Raw genomic sequence first — 7476 nt, forward strand, 5'->3', positions numbered from 1 at the left:
CGATCGCGCTGCGGGCGGCGTGGCGCGCGGCCGCGTCGGTCGGCGGTCCGGCGTCGGCATCGAGATCGACCAGCCACAGCTCGATCGCCTCGCCGGCGGGCGTCGTCGGATCGCACGCCGTCCACGCATCGAGAGGTTCGCCATCGACCGCCGAGATCCGTGCCCGACAGGCGGCCGGGCGGACCGACAGGAAGGCGGCGGCGTTCACAGCCCCTCCCGCGCCGAGGCGACGCGGCGCACGGGCGGCTGCGCGCGAAGCCGCAGCGAATAGAGCGTGAGCGCGGCGACGAGCAGCACCGCGCCCGCGGTGCCGATCGCGATCGGCCGGGCGAGTGCCGGGATCGACACCAGCGACGCCACCCCGATCACCGGCATCGCCGCGATCGTCGCATAGCGCGCCGCCACCGGCACGCGCGTGCGGAACGGGCGCGGGTGATCGGGCAGCACCCGCCGCAGCCGCTCGGCCGCGCCGACATAGCAGGCATAGATCAGGCAGATCGCCGCCGACGCGATCAGTCCCGCGACCAGGATCAGATCGAACGTCGCGACCATCAGCGCGGAAACCAGCGCCAGGCCCCCGAGCAGCAGCACCGCGCCGGTCGGGGCACCGCTGTCGAGGTCGATCCAGCCGACCCACGCCGGCAGACTCCGCTCCCGCGCCATCGCCTGAAGCAGCTGCGACCCGCCCAATATGCCGGCGTTGAAGGTCGAGAAGATCGCGCCGAAGGCGAGCAGCAGCGCAAGCGCCTGGCCTCCCTTGCCCGCCAGCGCGCCGAACAGCGTGACCTGCGGCGTCGCCGACGCGGCCAGCGCCGCCCCCGGCAGCACCGCGCCCAGCCCGGCGACGAACAGCGCATAGGTGACGAACAGCAGCGCGAGCGCGATCAGCATCGCGCGCGGCACCCGGCGCGCATAGGCTTGGCGCGAGAGGCCGACCGGGGTCACCCATTCGAAACCGGTATAGATGAACACCGCCAGCGCGGTGGCGGCGGGCAGCCCGGCCCATTGCGGCGGCGTCGGCACGTCAAGGAGCGGACGCGCACGCGCGCCGATCCCGGCGACACCGAAGCCGACGATCAGCGCGATCGACGCGAAGGCGGTGACGATCTGCATCCGCCGCGACAGCTCGAGCCCGCGCAGATTGACCAGCACCACCGCGGCGAGCAGCAGCATGATCGTCGCGACCGTCGGCACCTGCGGCAATACGGCATGGACGGCGAGCGCGAAGCTGCTGCTCTCGACCCCGGCGATCGTCACCACGAACAGCAGATATAGGTGGATCAGCACCAGCGCCGCGCGCGGCCCGAAGGCCTGGCGGAAATAGGTCAGCACCGCGGGCGAGGACGGCCACATGCTCGCCAGCTCGCCGATCGAGGCGGCGATGACGACGCACACCCCGCCCGCGATCGCCAGCGCGAGCACGCCGAGCGACGCGGGCACCAGCGCGAACAGCCCCGAGACCATCGCGAAGGCGGCGTTGCTGATCGCCATCCCGGCGCTCACCGCGACGTAGAAGAAGCCCTCGCCGAGCCTGGCATGGCGCGCCGCCACGCTAGAGCCCCCAGATCACGAGCGCGAGCGCCTCGAGCTTCACCTTGTCGCGCGAGTCCGAATAGACTTCGAGCTGCCCGTCGATCAGCGCGGTCGACGGATTGGTGACGCCCGAGAAGATCGCGATCAGCGTCGTCTCGTCGGCGCTCATCGTCACCAGCCCGTCGGTGTCGCCGGCCGCGACCCCGCCCTCGCGCACCTCGACCAGCACCGCGTCGGCGACGGTCAGCACATAGCGCGCGCCGCTGTCGGTCGCGTCAACCAGCAGCCGCCGGTCCCAGCCGGCGGTGAGCTTGGCGGCACGCGGGTTGGCGTTGAAGCGCTGCTGAAAATCCTCCAGCCAGTAGAGCAGGCTGTGCTCGACGATCGTCTGCGCGGTGATGGTCATGTGCTCCTCCCGATGTGCGTGCGATCAGGCCCAGGGCTGCGGCGTGCCGAGCAGCTGGTTGCCCATGATGACCTTGAGCGTGTCGTCGGACGGGCCCATCAGCGAGCCCGCGCGCGCGTCGCGGTAGCAGCGCTCGACCGGGTGGCCGCGCTTGTAGCCCTGGCCGCCGCAGATCTGCAGCGCGGTGTGCGAGACCTGCACCGCCATCTCGCTGGCGAGGATCTTGAGCTCGGCGAGCTCGACGAAATAGGGGTCGTCGGGATTGTCGCGGATGATCTCGTCGAGCAGACCGGCGCGGTTGAACTCGTCGAACAGCACGGTGGCGTTGTCGGACATCTGCGCGACGCGCAGGATCGTCGCGCGCGCCTGGTCGATCCGGCACTTCATCTCGGCGGCGTAGCGCTGCACCGTCTCGACCGTCGCGAGCGAGCGGCCGGTGTCCGAATGGACGCGGCGCTTCACATGGCCGACCGCGGCGTCGAACGCCTCCTGCGCGAGCCCGAGATAGCAGGTCGCGAGACCGACCAGATAGATCGGCAGCGAATAGGCCATCATGAAGGAGAAGCCCGCGGTCGCGTCGCCGAAGCGGTTGCCGGCGGGCACGCGGCATTTGTTGAAGTGCAGCGGGCGGCTGCCGTTGCCGCGCAGCCCCATCCCGTCCCATTCGCCCTTGGGCTCGATGCCGGGCACGTCGGCGTCGATCCAGAACAGGCTGAGATCCGCCGCTCCCGCCTCGGCATGGCCGCGGGTCGGCACCAGGTAGAAATCGGCATGTCCCGCCGAGGTGCAGAAGGATTTGAACGAGTCGATCACGAAGTCGTCGCCGTCGGCGACCGCGTGGCTGTCCATATGCCAGATCCGGTTGCCCGAGCCCGGCTCGCTCATCGCGAACGCCCCGAACAGCTCGCCGCGCGCGATCGGGGCGAGGAAGCGCGCGACCTGCGGCTCGGTCGCGAGCGCGCACATCAGCGGCAGCGTCGACTGGTGCATCGTGTAGATCATCGCGGTCGAGATGCAGCCCTTGGCGAGCGCCTCGGTGACCAGCATCGCGGTCACCACGTCGCCGCCGCCACCGCCCATCTCCTTGGGGATCAGCAGCCCGAGCAGCCCCGACGCCTTGAGCGCGGCGATGTTGGCCTCGGGAAAGGCGCCGCTGCGGTCGAGCTCGGGGGCGTTGGGGCGCAGCACTTCGGCGGCGAGCTTTTCGGCGACGCGCCGCCAGCGACCCTGCTCCCGCGTCAGCGCGATCCCGTCGAGATTAAGGGCGTTCGGCATGCTGTCCCCTGTCAGGCTGTGCGGTGGTGATCGATGCGGCCTGCGCGCGCATCCGCTGCCAGTCGGGCTCGCCGATCGGGCGGCCGAAGCTGCGCAGCTCGGCGAGGCGGAAGCCGTGGCGCACGCCCCAGCCGCGCAGCGTGCGAAGATAGTCGAGCGGCACGCCGATCCCCCGCGGTGCGGCATCGAACCGGCCCTCGAGCGCGAGGATCATCGGCTCGCACATGCAGGCGAAGGCGACGCCGGGCGGCAGGCCGAAGCGCCAGCCGAGATCGGGCCGCCCCGGCACCGCGACCAGCCCGCCGTCGAGCACCAGCACGTCGTCGCGCGTCCCGGCGGCGCTGGCGGCAAGGTTGCGCGGCTGCGAGACGTCGCAGACGATCGCGCCGCGGCGGAAGATGTCGGGCGCGATCGCGAGATCGGGGCTCGAGGTCGCGGTCAGCACCAGCTCGCTGGCCGCCAGCGCATCGTCGAGATCGACCGACAGCGCGCAGTCGCCGCGCGCGAGCAGCCAGGCGGCGACCGCGGCCGGATCGCTGCCGGTGCGGTCGTGATATGCGATCGCACGCCGCGCGAATTCGCCCGCATTGTCGCTGCGCTCGGCAAGGATCGCGGCGATGCTGGCGTCGAGCGTGCGGCGCAAACCCCGCAGGCTCGCTTGCGCGTGCGCGGGGTTGCCGACCAGCACCAACCGGCCGGCGCGCTCGGCGATCAGATAGGAGAGGCCTTGCCCGACCGAGCCGGCCGCGCCGACGATCGCCGCCTCGGCGCCGCCGAGCGCGATGTCGAGCCGCTCGCAGGCCGCCTCGACCGCATCGACCGCGGCGATCGCGGTATAGCTGTTGCCCGTGGTCAGCGGCACGCCGCCGCCGGCAAGGTCGGCACCACCGTTCGACGCGATCGAGACATAGCCGCCGAGCCCGATCACCTGCGCCCCCGCCGCCCGCGCGATCGCCGCGCCGTCGCGGATCGCGCGCAGCCCGGCGTCGCGATCGCGCGACAGCGCCGCGGCGGTCCACGGCACGACGACGAAGCTGCCCTGCGCAACCGCGCCGGCACCCGACACGGTGACGCTGCCGGCGACGAACGGGTCGATCGTGCCGCCGATGCGGTCGGCGAGCTGGCCGAGCTCGTCGGGCGAGAAACAGGCGAGGCCCTCGTCGAGATCGGCATAGCTGGCCGGTGTCACCGGATGCGCGAGAAATCCCCAGCGCGGGCCTTGCGGGGCGGACCCGTGGATCGTCGGCGCCGGCATGCGCGCGGGCGGTGTCGGCAGCGTGCGCGGCGCGTCGAGCAGCGGCACGAGCAGCGCCGCGATGTCGTCGGTCGCGAGCAATCGGGCCGCGCGCGCGATGGCGGCGACGATCGGCGCGATCTCATCCTCGCCGAGCGTCAGCGGCGGCTCGATCCGCAGCACGTCGCTGCCGAGCAGCGTCGGCGCGACGCGGATGTGCGCGACGTTGAGCAGCCAGCCCGCGACCAGCGGCGCCAGCGCGTCCTGTTCGGCGAGCACGCCGAGCAGCGAATGCCGCCCGAACGCCGCGCGATCGGAGGTCAGCTGGAGGCCGAGCAGCAGCCCGCGCCCGCGCACCGCGCGCAGCACCGCCGGATAGCGGTCGGCGACCGCGCTCAGCTCGGCGCGCAGCCGCGCCCCGCGGGTCGCGACCTGCTCGACCAGGTCGCCATCGTCCGCGGTCAGCAGCGCGAGCGACGCCAGCCCCACCCGGCAGGCGAGCGCATTGCCCGCGAAGGTCGAGCTATGGTTGCGCGCGAAGTCGTCGCTATAGCTGTTTGCATTATACAGCACCGCGCCGATCGGCAGCACGCCGCCGCCCAGCGCCTTGGCGACGAGCAGGATGTCGGGCCGCACCCCGTCGGCGGCGCAGGCGAACAGCGCGCCGGTGCGGCCGAGCCCGGTCTGCACCTCGTCGACGATCAGCCGGACGCCGCGCGCGCGGCACAGATCGGCGGCGGCGGCGAGATAGCCCGCCGGCGGTTCGACGATCCCGCCCTCGCCCTGGATCGGCTCGACGACGAAGCCGGCATAGCGGTCGGGGCCCGCCGCAAGCGCCGCCGCGAGCGCGGCGATGTCGCCATAGGGGACGTAGCCGACGTCGAACACCGGCGCGCCGAACGCGGCTTGAAACGATGGCCGGCCGGTCACCGACAGCGCGCCCAGCGTCTTGCCGTGGAAGCCGTTGGCGCTCGACAGGAACGCCCTACGCCCGGTCGCGGCGCGCGCGATCTTGAGCGCGACCTCGGTCGCCTCGGCGCCGCTGTTGACGAAGGTGACGTGGCGCAGCCCCGGCGGCGCGACCGCGAGCAAGGCCTGCGCCAACTCGCCCGCGGCATCGTTCATCGCCGGCTGGACCAGGCTCGGTTCGGCGGTTGCGCGGACGCGGTCGAGCGCCGCCCAGATCGCCGGCGGATTATGCCCGAACGGCAGCGCGCCATAGCCCGCGATCGCGTCGAGCACGCGCACCCCGTCGGCGCGGACCAGCCAGCTGCCCTCGCCGCGCACGAACGGCGGATCGAGCCGGAAGCGGCGCAGCAATTCGCCGATCACCGGGTTGACCAGCCGCTCCCAGGGATGGCGCGCGGGACCATCCTCGCCGCGCTGCGCGGGGATGCCGGCAAGCTCGGCGATCATATCGGCGATGCTGCAGCCCTGGAGCAGCCGCGCGAGTGGCACCTCGATGCCGAGATCGTCCTCGATCCGGCCCTTGAGCTCGGCGAGCTCGATCGAGCCGAGGCCGAGGCCGTGGACCGGCGCGTCGAGATCGACGACGAGGTCGGGATCGTCGAGCAGCCGCCGCACCTCATGGACGACGCAGGCGACCAGCCTGCCCGGATCGGTCGCCGCATCGCCCTCGACGACGATCGGCGGCGGCGTGCGCAGCGGCCATTCGGCGATCATGCCCTCGCTGCGCTGCGCCGCCCAGGCATCGCGCACCGCGCCACGGCGGATCTTGCCGCTCGACGTCTTGGGCAGCGACCGCCCGCGCAGCAGCGCGACCGCGCCGACCGCGACCCCGTGCCGCGCCGACACCGCCGCCCGGATCGCCGCGATCGCCGCCTCGGGCTCGGCCTGCATGCGCGCGCCGAACGTCTCGGCAACGATCACCAGCCGGTCGGTGACGTCCTCGACCGCGAAGGCGACGACATGGCCGGCGCGGATCGCGGGATGCGCCGCCTCGACCGTCGCCTCGATGTCCTGCGGCGCGTGATTGGTGCCGGCGATGATCACGATGTCCTTGATCCGCCCGGTGACGACGAGCTCGCCCTCGGCCAGGAGGCCGGCATCGCCGGTGCGCAGCCAGCGCGTCGCGCCGTCGCCGGCGAGCGTCGCGCGGAAGGTCGCGTCGCTTTCCGCGTCGCGTCCCCAATAGCCCTGCGCCACGCTGGGCCCGGTCAACCAGATCTCGCCCGCTGTCGCCGGCGCTGTCACGGGCGTCGCCGTGTCGGGATCGACGATCGCGAGGCGGTGGCCATCGGCGGGGGTGCCGCAGCCGGCGTACCAGACCGGCTCCGCGCCGGCGTCGGCATGGAAGCCACGGCCGCGTACCATCGTCGGCGCCGCCCGGCTGCGCGACCCGCTGGCGAACACCACGCTTTCGGCGAGCCCATAAAAGGGGCGCATCGCGGCGCGGCGAAACCCGGCCGGCGCGAAGGTCTCGCAGAAGCGGTCGATTGTCGCGCGCCGCACCGGCTCCGCACCGTTGACCGCGACCTGCCACCGGCTGAGGTCGAGTCCGGCGATCTCGCGCGGGCGGATCTGGCGGCAGCAGAGCTCATAGGCGAAATTGGGCCCACCACTCCACGTCGCACGATAGCGCGTCATCGCGCGCAGCCAGCGGATCGGCCGCGCGAGGAAGGCGAAGGGCGACATGAAGACCAGCGGGATGTCGCCGTAGAGGCAGCTGAGCGGTCCGCCGACCAGCCCCATGTCGTGGTAATGCGGCAGCCAGTTGAGCCCGACGATCTCGCCGTCATGCACGGTCGCCGCCCGGATTGCGGCGAGGTTGGCCATCACGTTGCGGTGGCTGATCATCACGCCCTTGGGGACGCTGGTCGATCCCGACGTATATTGGAGATAGGCGAGCTCGTCGGCCCCGGGCGGATCGACCCTGCCGATCTCGCCGCTCGCGTCCATCTCGGTGCCGATCAGGTCGGTTGCGATCCAGCGCGGGCCGCCGTCGCGCGCGCCGTCGGGCAGCGCCGCGCGCACCGGATGGCCGGGATCGGCGCGCATCTCGTCGAGC

At 72.6% G+C, this 7476-nt stretch carries 5 protein-coding genes; all 5 read right to left on the bottom strand.

Annotation, left to right across the window (positions count from 1 at the left end):
* The coding region (locus Q0326_RS06355) for a hypothetical protein (protein WP_298688301.1) at nt 1-208 on the bottom strand (208 nt) is incomplete at its 3' end.
* On the bottom strand, nt 205-1551 hold the full coding sequence (locus Q0326_RS06360; RefSeq protein ID WP_298688303.1) for an APC family permease: 1347 nt from the start codon (nt 1549-1551) through the stop codon (nt 205-207). The genes Q0326_RS06355 and Q0326_RS06360, both read right to left, overlap by 4 nt.
* Nucleotide 1552: 1 nt before the next feature.
* A complete protein-coding gene (locus tag Q0326_RS06365) occupies nt 1553-1939 on the bottom strand; it encodes an SCP2 sterol-binding domain-containing protein (protein WP_298688305.1) in 387 nt (128 codons plus the stop codon).
* A gap of 24 nt (nt 1940-1963) precedes the next feature.
* A complete protein-coding gene (locus Q0326_RS06370; RefSeq protein ID WP_298688307.1) occupies nt 1964-3214 on the bottom strand; it encodes an acyl-CoA dehydrogenase family protein in 1251 nt (416 codons plus the stop codon).
* Entirely contained in the window at nt 3198-7466 is a 4269-nt protein-coding gene (locus tag Q0326_RS06375) for an aminotransferase class III-fold pyridoxal phosphate-dependent enzyme (protein WP_298688309.1), read from the bottom strand. The genes Q0326_RS06370 and Q0326_RS06375 overlap by 17 nt, the downstream gene beginning before the upstream one ends.
* Between the last annotated feature and the right edge of the window lie 10 nt (nt 7467-7476).

This window comes from uncultured Sphingomonas sp. (assembly GCF_937859915.1).
Taxonomy (GTDB): domain Bacteria; phylum Pseudomonadota; class Alphaproteobacteria; order Sphingomonadales; family Sphingomonadaceae; genus Solisphingomonas.

Bases quoted from the DNA above. Each gene is read 5' to 3' on its own strand.
- Q0326_RS06365 (WP_298688305.1), bottom strand. From the start codon at position 1,939: ATGACCATCACCGCGCAGACGATCGTCGAGCACAGCCTGCTCTACTGG.
- Q0326_RS06370 (WP_298688307.1), bottom strand. From the start codon at position 3,214: ATGCCGAACGCCCTTAATCTCGACGGGATCGCGCTGACGCGGGAGCAG.
- Q0326_RS06375 (WP_298688309.1), bottom strand. From the start codon at position 7,466: ATGCGCGCCGATCCCGGCCATCCGGTGCGCGCGGCGCTGCCCGACGGC.